Here is a 13,128-nt window from a genome sequence, read left to right on the forward strand (position 1 = left end):
CGGATCGATGAAGGAGCAGGAGCTGAGCATCCCCGTGCGGGAGAAGCTCGGCGAAGGCCTGCTCGCCGTCCAGGAGGGTGCGGACCTCGATCTCGACCTCCGCCTGGAGTCCGTCCACGAGGGGATCCTGGTCACCGCGGAGGGCTCGACCACCGCCACCGGCGTGTGCGGGCGGTGCCTGATCGACATCGAACAGCCTGTCCAAGTCGATTTCCAGGAACTTTTCGCGTATCCTTCTGGAGAAGCTTTCGATTATGAGGTTCACGACGACCACGTGGATCTTGAACCTCTGATCAGGGATACGGTGGTGTTGTCACTGCCGTTTCAGCCGGTGTGCCGGCCGGATTGCCCAGGTCTCGACCCCGAGACCGGCGAGCGGCTGGCGGATCAACCGGACCAGGAGCCCACCCAGACCGTCGATCCCCGCTGGTCTGCGCTTGCGGCTTTCCAGGCTTCCGACACCGATGAATCCACCCCGTCCACCGGGAACACAGAAGAGAGATAGTCATGGCCGTTCCGAAGCGGAAGCAGTCTCGCGCCAACACCCGCGCCCGTCGTTCGCAGTGGAAGGCCGAGGTCCCCACGCTCGTCAAGACCGTCGAAGGCGGCAAGGTGACCTACAGCCTCCCGCACCGTGCCAAGGTCGTCGAGGACTCCGCAGGCACCGCCCTGTTCCTCGAGTACAAGGGCCGCAAGGTCGCCGACGTCTGATCGTCCCTCAGCAATGAGAGGGCACGGTCTGGCCGGGGAGAACCCCGACCGCACTGAACTCATCGAGAAGCTCGGGGTCGACATCGACCCCGAGCTTCTCGGGCTTGCGCTGACGCATCGTTCGTACGCGTACGAGCACGGCGGCATCCCGAACAACGAGCGCCTCGAGTTCCTCGGCGACTCGATCCTCGGGCAGGCCGTCACGGTGAAGCTGTTCCGGGAGAACCCGGACCTCGACGAAGGCGAGCTCGCGAAGCGCCGGGCCAGCCTGGTCAGCTCCGTCGCGCTGGCGGAGGTGGCGCGGGGCATCGGCCTCGGCGAGTACCTCCTGCTCGGACGCGGCGAGAACCAGAGCGGTGGCCGTGAGAAGGCATCGATCCTCGCCGACACGGTCGAGGCGATCATCGGAGCGGCGTACCTCGATCTGGGCGGCACCGAGGCGACGGCGCTCGTGCTGCGTCTCGTCGAGCCGCTGCTCGGCGATCCCGACCGGTTCGGTGCCGCGATGGACCCGAAGACCAGCCTGCAGGAGGCCGCTGCCCACCGTGGCGCCGGGCTCCCGGTCTACACCGTCACCAGTACGGGCCCCGACCACTCCAAGGTCTTCCACGCCTCCGTCTCGGTGGGCGAGCTCGTGACCGCGGAGGGCGAGGGCACCAGCAAGAAGCAGGCCGAGATGGCCGCGGCCCTCACGGCGTGGACCGAGCTCACGAGCCGACGTGCCCGAGCTTCCCGAGGTTGAGGTCGTCCGCGCCGGGCTCGCTCCCGCCGTCTCCGGCGCGACCATCCTCGGCGTCGAGGTGCTCGAACCGCGCTCGCTGAAGCGTCACGACCCCGTCGCCGGCGAGTTCGAGGCGCTGCTCCTCGGCCGCACGATGCGCACGCCGGCGCGTCGCGGCAAGTTCCTCTGGATCCCATTGGACGGGGAGCCCCGGCAGGCGATCGTCGCGCATCTCGGGATGAGCGGGCAGATCCTGCTCCGCGACCCGGGCGCCGTGGAGGCCGGTCTGCTCCGCATCCGCCTGCACATCGAGACCGCGGTGCAGCCCGACGGGTCGCGCCGCGAGCTCTGGGTGCACTTCGTCGACCAGCGCATCTTCGGGTCGATGGCGGTCGACGCGCTGATCCCGACCGCGGACGGCGCGGCGGCGGGCCTGGGCACCGATGAGGCGCTGGTGCCGACCCAGGTCGCGCACATCGCCCGCGACCCGCTGGACCCGGCGTTCGACGATCGCGCTTTCGCCGCGGCGCTGGGCCGCAAGAACACGGGCATCAAGCGCGCCCTGCTCGACCAGACGCTCGTGAGCGGCATCGGCAACATCTACGCCGACGAGGCGCTCTGGGCGTCGCGCATCCACTATGAACAGCCCGCCTCCTCGCTGAGCCCGGCGAAGGTCCGCACTCTGCTCAGCGAGGTGCGGCACGTGCTCGAGAAGGCCTTGGCCGAGGGTGGGACCAGCTTCGACGCGCAGTACGTCAACGTCAACGGCAACTCCGGCTACTTCGCGCACAGCCTCAACGCCTACGGCCAGGAGGGCCGCCCCTGCCCGCGCTGCGGCACCCCGATCGTGCGCGAGAAGTTCATGAACCGCTCCTCGCACTTCTGCCCGAGGTGCCAGCGGCTGCGGTGAGGGACGACGTCTGCGAGGTTCTGGCTCGACATACCAAGGATTGGTATCGTTGAGGCATGGCTCAGAACACCTCGATCAGTCTGGACGACCACTTCTCGGAGTTCCTCGCCCGAGAGGTCGCGTCAGGGCGCTATCGCTCGGCCAGCGAAGTCATCCGGTCGGCTCTCCGGTTGCTGGAAGATCAGGAGACGCAGCTCACCGCGCTTCGCGCCGCTCTCGCAGCGGGCGAGGCGAGCGGCGCGCCGGAGGACTTCGACTTCGACGCGTTCATCGCGACCAAGAAATCGTGACGCAGTACCGCCTCACCCCGGCCGCGCAGCGTGATCTCTCGGCGATCTGGGACTTCACGGCGGAACGCTGGGACGCCGGTCAAGCCGAGACGTATCTGGCCGAGATCAGGGCGGCCATCGAGCGGATCGCCGACGATCCTCTGCGTGGACGCGCCTGCGATGAGATCCGCGAGGGGTACCGGCGCTACGGCATCGGCAGCCACCTCCTGTTCTACGTCCCCAGAGCCGACGGAGTCGACGTGATCCGCATCCTGCACCAGCGAATGGACCCGACCCTTCACGTGTGAGCGGGTCGCCGGCGCGCGCACCCGTCACGTCAGCGTCTTCTGCCACGTCCCGGTGAGGGCGTGCGGGCGGAATCCGAACGCGCGGTTGATCGCGATCATCGGCGTGTTCTCGTCGGCGTTCCAGGTCAGCAGCCGGTGGATGTGCGGGGCATGGAGGGAGAGCTCGTGGATGTTGTGGAGCTTGACCAGGGTCCCCAGCCGGTGCCCGCGGTGCGCCGACGCGACGAGCGTGTCGTACTGCTCGGCCTTCTCGCCGTCGGCCGGGACTGCGATCTCCGTGTAGGCGGCGAGGTCGCCCGAGCCGACGTGCTGGGCGACGGTCACGAGCAGCGGCTCGCCACGCGCGGAGAGCTCGCGCTCCTGCGCCCGCACCCGGTCGCCGGTCCACTCCTCCCGGTCCAGCGCGATGCCGCTCTGCGGAACGTCGACGACCATGCGCTCCTTGAGGGCGGCGAAGGCCTCCAGCAGCTCGTCCGGGGCTGAGCCGAACCAGGAGACGACGCGGTAGCCGTCCGCGGTGGCGGCGGTGCTCGCGAGGGCGACCTCCCGCACCGGCGGCAGGGGCAGCTCGAGCTCGCTCGAGCGCTCGATCTGGCCGAGCCGGTAGCCGTGACGCAGGGCGAAGCGCACGCCGGGGTCCTCGGCGGGGAGGCCGGCGGTGCCGACTGGGGCGTGCACCCAGGCGCCCTCCTCGGGCAGCGCGTGCACGGGATGCTCGGTATAGGTGGTCACGACCGTGCGGCCGCCGTCCGCGGCCAGCTCCTCCCCGGCGGCGAGCAGGGCGGCTCCGATCCCGCGGCTCCGCAGGGCGGGCACCACGTCGACGAGCAGCGCGACGGTCTCGGCGTCCTCGTCGAGCGGGAAGTCGGCCTCCACCCGGCCGACGATGGCGCCCTCCTCGACCGCGACCAGGATGATCTTCTCGTGGTACTCCTGCTCGCGGAGCGCAGCGAGCGCCTCCTCCGCCGTCTCGACGAAGTCGTCGTCGCCCCACAGCGCGTACACGATGCCGTTCAGCACTCCGACGAGCTCCTCGAAGGCGGCGGACTCGGGGGTGCCGAGCCGGTCCGGGAGCGTCAGCCGACGGATCTCCAACCTGCACACCTCCCCCCACGGGCGCCCGGGGCGTCATCGCCGGGGCCGGAACTACCGAGCCTAATCCGGCCGGTGGCGTGGGGGAAGACCACGGGCCCGTTTGATTTCGATCGTGTAAATCCCGCTGTCCGACCTGGTTGCAAAAGCTTGCGCAGCATGTAGTCTCAGCACACATATTCGTGGTGCGACGTGGCAACTACGCCACGTTCGTGACGCATTTCACGTCGAGAGGCAGAAGATGTTACGAAAGAAAGTCACCATCGGTGCGGCCGTTGCAGCGTCGGTCGCGCTCCTCCTGGCTGGTTGCGCCAACCAGCCTTCGACCGGCGGATCGACCAGCAGCGGTTCCAAAGTCGACATCCCGGCGATCACCTCCATCGACACGCCCAAGGACGCGGTCCTCCCTGCCGGAGACGGCAAGGCGACCTGCCCCGCGGGCCTGACGATCGGCTACGTCGGAGCGGAGACGGGCCCGAACGCCCAGCTCGGCATCAACATCTACAACGGCATCCAGCTCGCCATCAACCAGCACAACGAGGCGAACAAGGACTGCCAGGTCGGCTTCAAGAAGTTCGACACCGAGGGCGACCCGAACAAGGCGACCGGCCCGGTCACCCAGGCCGTCAACGAGGCCGACATCGTCGGCGTCGTCGGCCTCCCCTTCTCGGGCGAGTCGAAGGCCACCGGCAACATCTTCGAGCAGCAGGGCCTGGTCCACATCACCCCGTCGGCCACCAACCCCGGCCTGACGGAGAACGGCTGGAAGACCTTCTTCCGCGGCCTCGGCAATGACGCCGTGCAGGGCCCGGCGGCGGCGAAGTTCCTCACCGACCAGCTCAAGGCCAAGAAGGTCTACCTGGTGCAGGACGACTCCGACTACGGCATCGGCCTGGGCACCCAGACCTCGCAGGCGCTGGGCGACGCGCTGGTCGGCACCGACAAGGTGACCACCGGCCAGAAGGACTTCTCGGCCGTGGTCTCGAAGATCCTGAACGCCAAGCCGGACGCCGTCTACTACGCCGGCTACTACGCCGAGGGCGCCCCGTTCGACCAGCAGCTGGTCAACAAGGGCTTCACCGGCACGTTCGTCGGCCCGGACGGTGTGAAGGACGACCAGTTCATCAAGCTGGCCGGCGACGCGTCGAGCAACGCGTACTTCACCTGCCCCTGCATCCCGGGTGAGCTCATCCCCGACTTCGAGTCCGCCTACAAGAAGCTCTCGGGCTCCGAGCCGGGCACCTACTCGATCGAGGGCTACGACGCCACCACCGTGCTGCTGGCCGGCATCGACAAGGGCAAGACGACCCGCGCCGACCTGGTCGACTGGGTGAAGAACTACGACGCCGACGGTCTGAGCAAGCACTACAAGTGGGACGACAAGGGCGAGCTCCAGGCCCCGACCGTCTACGGCTACAAGGTCGAGGGCGGAAAGATCGTGCCGATCGGCACCATCGGATAGCGCGACACCATGAGGATGCCGCGGGCCACCGTGGCCCGCGGCATCCTTCGTCCCCACTGTCCGCTCCGATTGGGATCGACGGCGATCCCTTCACGATGGATCTGGATGCCTGAATGCTCGAAATGCTTGTCCTCCACCCGGTCATCGACAACTCCTGGATCAACTTCGACGTCCCCTCGCTCATACAGAACTTCTGGGGCGCGACGTTCGACGGCCTCACGTTCGGCGCCATCTACGGCCTGATCGCCGTCGGCTACACCCTCGTCTACGGCGTGCTGAACCTGATCAACTTCGCCCACTCCGAGGTCTTCATCGTCGGCGCCTACGGCGTCGTCATCACCCTCACTTCGCTGGGCTTCGGCCCGTCGATCCCGAACCTGTCGCTGCCGGCGATCGTCGGCGACCTCCTGCTCGCGCTGCTCGTCGGCATGCTCGCGTCGGCGGTCACGGCCTTCCTGCTCGAACGCATCGCCTACAGGCCGCTGCGAAAACGGAATGCGCCACGATTGGCGTTCCTGATCACCGCCATCGGCGCGTCGTTCGCCATCCAGTCGCTGATCTTCGTGATCCGCGGAGCGAACGCCGAGCCCGCGGTGACCATGTTCCGGCCGGTCGCCGTGTTCGACGTCTTCGGGACGATCATCAACAACCAGTCGCTCATCATCGTGATCGCGGCGGTCGTCCTGATGATCCTCACCGACATGTTCATCCGCCGGACCCGGACCGGCCGCGGCATCCGCGCCGTCGCGCAGGACCCGGACACCGCGACCCTCATGGGCGTGAACAAGGAGCGGATCATCGTGATCACGTTCGTGCTGGGCGGCATCCTCGCCGGTGCGGCGGCCCTCTTCTACGTGATGCTGGTGCCCTCCGGCGTGATCTACACGGGCGGCTTCGTGCTGGGCATCAAGGCGTTCGCGGCGGCGGTGCTGGGCGGCATCGGCAACGTGCGCGGCGCCCTTCTGGGTGGACTCCTGCTCGGATTGATCGGAAACTACGGACAGATCCTGCTGGGCGACTCGCAGTGGACCGACGTCATCGCCTTCGTGGTGCTGGTGCTGGTGCTGCTGATCAAGCCCACGGGCATCCTCGGTACCTCGCTGGGGAGGAGCAGAGCATGAGCACGTCAGACGGACCCCGGGTCCTCCCGGATGCGCGCAGCGCACAGGCGATCGACGCGGAGGAATCCCGCAAGAAGAAGGGCGGCCCGCTGCAGGGCTTCCGCGACCGATGGAACCGGCTTCCCCGCCCGATCCAATGGCTGTGGATGCTCATCGTGGTGGCGATCGCCTTCGCACTGCCCTACCTGAACTTCTTCCCCCTCACGACCGAGCCGGGCAATGACTGGGCGCTCGCCTGCTTCAGCATGGCGGTGTACGCGCTCATCGCGGTCGGTCTGAACGTCGTGGTCGGCTACGCCGGACTGCTCGACCTGGGCTACGTCGCGTTCTTCGCGGTCGGCTCGTACACGGCGGCCATGCTGACCAGCCCGGACTCGCCGTTCGTCAAGATCCCGTACCTGTGGACCATCCCGGTGGCCATGGTCGTCGCGATGATCTTCGGCGTCGTGCTCGGTGTGCCGACGCTGCGCCTGCGCGGCGACTACCTCGCCATCGTGACGCTCGGCTTCGGTGAGATCGTGCGCATCCTCGCGACGATCATCCCGGCGCTGAAGGGGCAGGTCGGCTTCCAGAACGTCGGCCACCCGCCGGGGGAGACCGCGAAGGGCGTGCCGATCTTCTCGAACTCGAACGGCATCCCCTGGTACTGGCTGACGCTGGTCATCATCATCATCGTGCTGCTGCTGGTCGGCAACATGGAGCGCAGCCGCGTGGGCCGCGCGTGGATCGCCATCCGCGAGGACGAGGACGCCGCCGAGATCATGGGCGTCCCCACCTTCAAGTACAAGGTGTGGGCGTTCGCGATCGGTGCGGCGGTCGGTGGTCTCTCCGGAGCCCTCTTCGCCGGTCAGGTCGGCTTCGTGAACAACCAGAAGTTCGACGTGCAGACCTCGATCCTGTTCCTCGCCGCCGTGGTCCTCGGTGGCACGGGCAACAAGGTCGGCGCCCTGCTCGGCGGTGCGATCGTCGCGTACATCCCGTTGCGCTTCACCGCCATCGCGGACTACAAGTACCTGATCTTCGGCGTCGCCCTGGTGGTGCTGATGATCTTCCGCGCGAAGGGCCTCGTGCCCGCCAAGCAGCGTCTGCTCGCCTACGGGCGCAACGCGTACAAGTACCTGGTGAGCAAACCGACGCCACCGCCGACGACCGGGAGCACGCCCTCCTCGTCGCCCACACCGCCGGCGCCGCCCGCTCCGCCGAGCACGCCCGTCACGCCGAACGGAGGCGCATCATGACCGACGCCCGCGAAGAGCTGCCCGATGGTGCCGACCCGGAGGCGCTGACCGACCTCGACGTCGACCTGGAGGTCGCGGCAGCGGCCGCGCCGGACCGTGAGATCGCGGTCGGGGTCGGCGACAAGCTCGTCGAGGTGAAGAACCTCACGGTGAAGTTCGGCGGGCTGACGGCCCTCGACGACGTGAGCTTCGACATCCGGCGCGGCGAGATCCTCGGTCTCATCGGCCCGAACGGTGCAGGCAAGACCACCTGCTTCAACGCGATGACCGGCGTCTACAAACCCACCAGCGGTGACGTGCTGCTGGAGGGGACGTCGATCAAGGGACAGAAGCAGCACCAGATCACCCGGCTCGGCCTGGCGCGCACCTTCCAGAACATCCGCCTCTTCGGCGAGATGAGCGCGCTGGAGAACGTGGTCGTCGGGCTCGACGCGCGGCACCGCACCAGCGTGCCGGGCGCCCTGGTGCGCTCTCCGCGGCACATCCGCGAGGAGAAGTCCTCGATCGAGCGCGGCATGGCACTGCTCGAGTTCGTCGGCATCGCCGACCTCGCGAGCACGGCCTCCCGGCAGCTGCCTTACGGCTACCAGCGCCGGCTGGAGATCGCCCGCGCCCTGGCGACCGACCCGAAGGTGCTCTGCCTCGACGAGCCGGCCGCCGGCTTCAACCCCGCGGAGAAGGAGGACCTGATGGACCTCATCCGCACGATCAGGGCCGACGGCTACACGGTGCTGCTGATCGAGCACGACATGCGCCTGGTGATGGGAGTCACCGACCGCATCGTCGTGCTCGAGTTCGGGCGCAAGCTGGCCGACGACGTTCCGACCGCGATCCGCAACGACCCGCGCGTGATCGCCGCCTACCTGGGGGAGCCCGAAGATGACGTTGCTTGAGCTGAAGAACGTGAGCGTCGCCTACGGACGCATCGAGGCCATCCACGACATGTCCTTCTCCGTGGAGGAGGGCGAGATCGTGAGCCTGATCGGTGCGAACGGCGCGGGCAAGTCGACCACGATGAAAACGATCTCGGGCATCCTGAACCCGTCGCAGGGCACCATCCACTTCGACGGCCAGGACATCACGAAGATGAAGGCGCACATCCGGGTGGTGCGCGGGATCTCGCAGGCGCCGGAGGGCCGGGGGATCTTCCCGGGCATGACGGTGATGGAGAACCTCGACATGGGGGCGTTCGGCCGCAAGGACCGCAGCGGGATGGCCGCCGACTTCGAGCGCGTCTTCGGGCTCTTCCCGCGGCTGGCCGAACGCAAGACGCAGGTCGGCGGCACGATGTCCGGCGGCGAGCAGCAGATGCTGGCGATCGGCCGCGCGCTCATGTCGAGCCCGCGACTGCTGCTGCTGGACGAGCCCTCGATGGGGCTGGCCCCGCAGTTCATCAAGCAGATCTTCACGATCATCTCCGAGATCAACCAGCAGGGGACCACGGTGCTGCTCGTGGAGCAGAACGCCAACCAGGCGCTCGCGCGGGCGAACCGGGCGTTCGTGCTCGAGACGGGCAGCATCACGCGGTCCGGCACGGGACGTGAACTGCTCGCCGATCCCGCCATCAAAGAGGCGTACCTGGGCGTCGGCTGATGCCCGGGCGTGGGTCGCCGCGTGACCGCCATCGGGCGGCTAGCGCGGCGACTCACGCCGCGCAGCGCGGCGCAGGCATGAACGTCCGGTAAATTCACCTGCGTGTATCTGAAGAGTCTGACGCTCAAGGGCTTCAAGTCGTTCGCGCAGCCGACGACGTTCGCCTTCGAGCCCGGCGTCACCTGCGTGGTGGGGCCGAACGGCTCCGGCAAGTCCAATGTCGTCGACGCTCTGGCGTGGGTGATGGGCGAGCAGGGCGCCAAGACGCTTCGTGGCGGCAAGATGGAAGACGTCATCTTCGCCGGCACCTCGACCCGCGGTCCGTTGGGGCGCGCGGAGGTGCAGCTCACCATCGACAACTCCGACGGCGCCCTGCCGATCGAGTACTCCGAGGTCACGATCTCGCGCACCCTGTTCCGCAACGGCGGCAGCGAATACGCGATCAATGGCCAGTCCTGCCGCCTGCTCGATGTGCAGGAGCTGCTGAGCGACTCCGGTCTCGGGCGCGAGATGCACGTGATCGTGGGGCAGGGGCAGCTCGACGCCGTCCTGCGGGCGAGCCCCGAGGAGCGCCGCGGCTTCATCGAGGAGGCGGCCGGCATCCTGAAGCACCGGCGCCGCAAGGAGAAGACGCTCCGCAAGCTCGACGCCATGCAGGCCAACCTGACACGTCTCAGTGACCTGGCGGGGGAGGTGCGCCGTCAGCTCAAGCCGCTCGGGCACCAGGCCGAGATCGCCCGCGAGGCGCAGACCATCGCCGCCGTGGTGCGGGATGCGCGCGCCCGCCTGCTGGCCGACGAAGTCGTCGGGCTCCGTCGCGTGCTCGACGTGCACACCCGCTCGGAGGCCGAACGGCACACGGAGCAGATCGTGCTGCAGGAGCAACTGGAGCAGAAGCAGCTGCGGCGCACCCGCCTCGAGCAGGCGCAGATCGGCGACGCGGTCGACGTCGCACGCAGCACGGCGTTCGCGCTCGAGTCGGTCCAGGATCGCCTCCGCTCGCTCTACACGCTCGCCACGCAGCGGCTCGCCCTGCTGGGCAGCCAGGCGGAGTCGACCGACGACGGGCCGCGGGTCAGCCCGCAGATGGTGCAGGACGCCCACGACGAGGCCGAACGCCTGCGCGCGGTCGTCGCCGAGGCGGAGGCGGCGTGGATCGCGGCGCAAGGCGCGACCCGGGCCGCCCGCGACCGCCTGGACGCCGTGGACGACGAGATCGCCGCCCAGAGCGCGCTCGTCTCGCGGCACGACCTCGAGATCTCGAAGCTGAGCGGACAGGCCGACGCCGCCGCCCAGCGCCTGGCCGCGGTGCGTGGCGAGGTGCTCCGTCAGCAGAACGCCCTCGACGCGGCCGCCGAGCGGCTCGCGCAGGCGCAGCACGCCTTCGACCAGCGCGAGGCGGAGGCCGAGGAGTCCGACGCGGGGGAGAACTCCCTCGACGAGGCGTACGAGCTCGCGCAGGCCGACGTGTTCGAGGCCGAGGGCGAGATCGAACGGCTGCGGGAGGAGCTGCACACGCTGGAGCGCGAGCGCGACGCCCTCGCCGCGCGCACCGGCGCCCTCTCGCTCGCCCTCGACCAGAAGGACGGCTCGGCCGCGCTGGTCTCCGCCCGGCTCTCCGGCGTCCGCGGGCTTGTCGCCGAGCACATCCGCGTGCACCCCGGCTACGAGGCCGCCATCGCCGCAGCCCTCGGCTCCCTCTCCGACGCCGTGCTGGCGGACGACCGCGAGGCGGCGTTCGAGGCGGTCGCCCACGCCGCCGGCGACGATCTCGGCCGGGTGGAGGTCGTGCTCGCCGAAGCGGTCGTCCCCGACGTCGATCTCAGCGGAATCGCGGGCGTCGTGCCGGCGCGCAGTGTCGTCGATGCGCCGCCCGGGGTGCTCGGCATCCTCGCGTTCACGGCCATCGCGGACGACCTCGACGCGGCTCGCGCCGCCGCGGACGAGTTCACCCGCCGCGACCTGGGCGGTCCGGTGACCCTGATCACCCGCGGCGGCGACGTCCTGACCCGTTACGTGCTGCGCGGCGGTTCCGGCGCCAAGCAGAGCCGCATCGAGCTCATCGCCGAGCGCGATGCCGCCGCCGACCGCCTGGGCGAGGTCACCTCCCACATCGAGCGCGCCGGCTTCACCCTCGCCGAGCAGCGCGGCGTCCTCCAGGTCGCGAAGGAGCAGTCGCAGGCCGCTCTCGCCGCCCTCCGCGAGTTCGACGCGAAGCTCGCCGCCCGCACCGAGCAGCTCAACCGCGTGAAGGTGCAGCTGGAGGGCGCCCTCGCCGAGTCCGAGCGCCTCGGCCGCGCGCACGAGCAGGCCGCCGAGCGCGTCGCCGAGGCCGAGGCCGCCGCCGAGAAGGCGAAGGCCGAGTTGGAGACCGCCCGGTCGCGGCCCCGCCCCATCCTCGACGTCAGCGCGCGGGATGCGCTCTCGGCCGAGCTCGACGCCGCGCGCGAGGCGGAGGTCGAGTCCCGGCTGGGGGTCGAGACGGCCAAGGAGCGCGTCCGTGCCGAGCAGGCGCGCGGGGAGGCCCTGGCCCGTCAGCTGGAGGCCGAGCGCGCCGCCGCCGAAGAGGCCGCTCGACGCGCGGTGATCCGTCGTCGCCAGCTGGACGCCGCTCAGGGCGTCGTCGACGTGCTGCCTCCCGTGCTCGCCTCCGCCGACCGTTCCGTCGCACAGGCCCGACTCGAACTCGCCACCGCCGAAGCGGAACGCGCCAGCCAGAACGAGGAGCTCGCCGCCGTGCGCCGTGAGGAGAGCGCCCTGCGGGAACGGCTGCAGGGTGTGACCGAGAGCGTCCACGGGCTGGAGCTGCAGATCTACGAGAAGAAGCTGCACCTCTCCAGCCTGCTCGAGCGTGTCGGCAGTGAGCTCGGTCTCGTGGAGGACGTGCTGGTCGCCGAGTACGGCCCGGAAGTCGGCATCCCCATCGAGCGCGACAGCGACACGCAGCAGGAGGGCGACGGGGGCTCCGACGAGGAGCAGCCGACGATCCCGTTCGTGCGCGAGCAGCAGCAGAAGCGCCTCGCGACCGCCGAGCGCAAGCTCGCCCAGCTCGGCCGGGTCAACCCGCTCGCACTGGAGGAGTTCGCGGCCCTGGAGCAGCGGCACAAATTCCTCACCGAGCAGCTGACCGACCTCACCAACACCCGCACGGATCTCCTGACGATCATCGAGGAGATCGACGAGAAGATGCAGACCATCTTCGAATCCGCCTTCGCCGACACGAAGGAGGCGTTCGGCCGGGTGTTCCCGATCCTCTTCCCGGGCGGCACGGGCAGCATCGCGCTGACCGATCCCGACGACCTCCTCACCACGGGCATCGAGGTGTCGGTGAAGCCGGCGGGCAAGAAGATCGAGCGGCTCTCGCTGCTCTCCGGCGGTGAGCGGTCGCTGGCCGCCGTCGCCCTGCTGATCGCGATCTTCAAGGCCCGTCCCAGCCCGTTCTACATCATGGACGAGGTGGAGGCGGCGCTCGACGACGCCAACCTCGGCCGCCTGCTCACGATCTTCGAGGACCTGCGCGAGAGCAGCCAGCTCATCGTCATCACCCACCAGAAGCGCACCATGGAGATCGCGGACGCGCTCTACGGCGTGTCGATGCGCCAGGATGGGGTGTCGGCCGTCGTCGGCCAGCGCGTCGCGCAGGAGGCGGCGTCGTAACGAGGAGGAGGCGACGCCCCGCGCGACCTCTCCCGTCGACGCCCTG

13 protein-coding genes are annotated in these 13,128 nt (G+C 69.2%); 12 read left to right on the top strand and 1 reads right to left on the bottom strand.

Annotated elements, in window-relative coordinates; all coding sequences use genetic code 11:
* Window positions 1-7: 7 nt before the first annotated feature.
* The 6 genes from FHX33_RS04235 to FHX33_RS04260 are packed head-to-tail and all read left to right on the top strand — an operon-like array spanning window position 8 to window position 2,919.
* On the top strand, window positions 8-505 hold the full coding sequence (locus FHX33_RS04235) for a YceD family protein (RefSeq protein ID WP_051336915.1): 498 nt from the start codon (window positions 8-10) through the stop codon (window positions 503-505).
* A gap of 2 nt (window positions 506-507) precedes the next feature.
* Entirely contained in the window at window positions 508-711 is a 204-nt protein-coding gene (gene rpmF / locus FHX33_RS04240) for a 50S ribosomal protein L32 (RefSeq protein ID WP_021759817.1), read from the top strand.
* A gap of 13 nt (window positions 712-724) precedes the next feature.
* Complete coding sequence (gene rnc / locus FHX33_RS04245) at window positions 725-1,453, top strand: ribonuclease III (RefSeq protein ID WP_021759819.1); 729 nt, start codon at window positions 725-727, stop codon at window positions 1,451-1,453.
* Complete coding sequence (mutM, locus tag FHX33_RS04250; protein ID WP_021759821.1) at window positions 1,431-2,342, top strand: bifunctional DNA-formamidopyrimidine glycosylase/DNA-(apurinic or apyrimidinic site) lyase; 912 nt, start codon at window positions 1,431-1,433, stop codon at window positions 2,340-2,342. The genes rnc and mutM overlap by 23 nt, the downstream gene beginning before the upstream one ends.
* A gap of 56 nt (window positions 2,343-2,398) precedes the next feature.
* Window positions 2,399-2,632, top strand: coding sequence for a type II toxin-antitoxin system ParD family antitoxin (locus FHX33_RS04255; RefSeq protein ID WP_021759823.1), 234 nt, complete (start codon window positions 2,399-2,401; stop codon window positions 2,630-2,632).
* Complete coding sequence (locus FHX33_RS04260; protein WP_021759825.1) at window positions 2,629-2,919, top strand: type II toxin-antitoxin system RelE/ParE family toxin; 291 nt, start codon at window positions 2,629-2,631, stop codon at window positions 2,917-2,919. Before FHX33_RS04255 ends, FHX33_RS04260 begins: the two co-directional genes overlap by 4 nt.
* 24 nt (window positions 2,920-2,943) lie before the next feature.
* Here the strand turns inward: FHX33_RS04260 and FHX33_RS04265 are convergent, their stop codons facing one another.
* Window positions 2,944-4,023 carry a GNAT family N-acetyltransferase gene (locus FHX33_RS04265; protein ID WP_039921432.1) on the bottom strand — a complete coding sequence of 360 codons (1,080 nt, stop codon included), beginning with the start codon at window positions 4,021-4,023 and terminating at the stop codon, window positions 2,944-2,946.
* Window positions 4,024-4,252: 229 nt separating this feature from the next.
* On the opposite strand from FHX33_RS04265, the gene FHX33_RS04270 reads away from it, so the two are divergent.
* The 6 genes from FHX33_RS04270 to smc all read left to right on the top strand — a co-directional run bounded on the left by FHX33_RS04270 (window position 4,253) and on the right by smc (window position 13,082).
* Window positions 4,253-5,473 (top strand): branched-chain amino acid ABC transporter substrate-binding protein, encoded by a 1,221-nt coding sequence (locus tag FHX33_RS04270; protein ID WP_021759829.1) that lies wholly within the window; start codon window positions 4,253-4,255, stop codon window positions 5,471-5,473.
* A gap of 113 nt (window positions 5,474-5,586) precedes the next feature.
* Entirely contained in the window at window positions 5,587-6,594 is a 1,008-nt protein-coding gene (locus FHX33_RS04275; RefSeq protein ID WP_021759831.1) for a branched-chain amino acid ABC transporter permease, read from the top strand.
* Entirely contained in the window at window positions 6,591-7,832 is a 1,242-nt protein-coding gene (locus tag FHX33_RS04280) for a branched-chain amino acid ABC transporter permease (protein WP_021759833.1), read from the top strand. The genes FHX33_RS04275 and FHX33_RS04280 overlap by 4 nt, the downstream gene beginning before the upstream one ends.
* Entirely contained in the window at window positions 7,829-8,725 is an 897-nt protein-coding gene (locus FHX33_RS04285; protein WP_021759835.1) for an ABC transporter ATP-binding protein, read from the top strand. The genes FHX33_RS04280 and FHX33_RS04285 overlap by 4 nt, the downstream gene beginning before the upstream one ends.
* Complete coding sequence (locus tag FHX33_RS04290; protein WP_021759837.1) at window positions 8,712-9,425, top strand: ABC transporter ATP-binding protein; 714 nt, start codon at window positions 8,712-8,714, stop codon at window positions 9,423-9,425. Before FHX33_RS04285 ends, FHX33_RS04290 begins: the two co-directional genes overlap by 14 nt.
* Before the next feature lie 102 nt (window positions 9,426-9,527).
* Window positions 9,528-13,082 carry a chromosome segregation protein SMC gene (gene smc, locus FHX33_RS04295; protein WP_183428200.1) on the top strand — a complete coding sequence of 1,185 codons (3,555 nt, stop codon included), beginning with the start codon at window positions 9,528-9,530 and terminating at the stop codon, window positions 13,080-13,082.
* Window positions 13,083-13,128 lie beyond the last annotated feature (46 nt).

This window comes from Leifsonia aquatica, assembly GCF_014190775.1.
Classification (GTDB): domain Bacteria; phylum Actinomycetota; class Actinomycetes; order Actinomycetales; family Microbacteriaceae; genus Leifsonia; species Leifsonia aquatica.

Bases quoted from the DNA above. Each gene is read 5' to 3' on its own strand.
- FHX33_RS04255 (WP_021759823.1), top strand. From the start codon at position 2,399: ATGGCTCAGAACACCTCGATCAGTCTGGACGACCACTTCTCGGAGTTC.
- rpmF (WP_021759817.1), top strand. From the start codon at position 508: ATGGCCGTTCCGAAGCGGAAGCAGTCTCGCGCCAACACCCGCGCCCGT.
- FHX33_RS04280 (WP_021759833.1), top strand. From the start codon at position 6,591: ATGAGCACGTCAGACGGACCCCGGGTCCTCCCGGATGCGCGCAGCGCA.
- rnc (WP_021759819.1), top strand. From the start codon at position 725: ATGAGAGGGCACGGTCTGGCCGGGGAGAACCCCGACCGCACTGAACTC.
- FHX33_RS04270 (WP_021759829.1), top strand. From the start codon at position 4,253: ATGTTACGAAAGAAAGTCACCATCGGTGCGGCCGTTGCAGCGTCGGTC.
- FHX33_RS04275 (WP_021759831.1), top strand. From the start codon at position 5,587: ATGCTCGAAATGCTTGTCCTCCACCCGGTCATCGACAACTCCTGGATC.
- FHX33_RS04290 (WP_021759837.1), top strand. From the start codon at position 8,712: ATGACGTTGCTTGAGCTGAAGAACGTGAGCGTCGCCTACGGACGCATC.
- FHX33_RS04235 (WP_051336915.1), top strand. From the start codon at position 8: ATGAAGGAGCAGGAGCTGAGCATCCCCGTGCGGGAGAAGCTCGGCGAA.
- FHX33_RS04285 (WP_021759835.1), top strand. From the start codon at position 7,829: ATGACCGACGCCCGCGAAGAGCTGCCCGATGGTGCCGACCCGGAGGCG.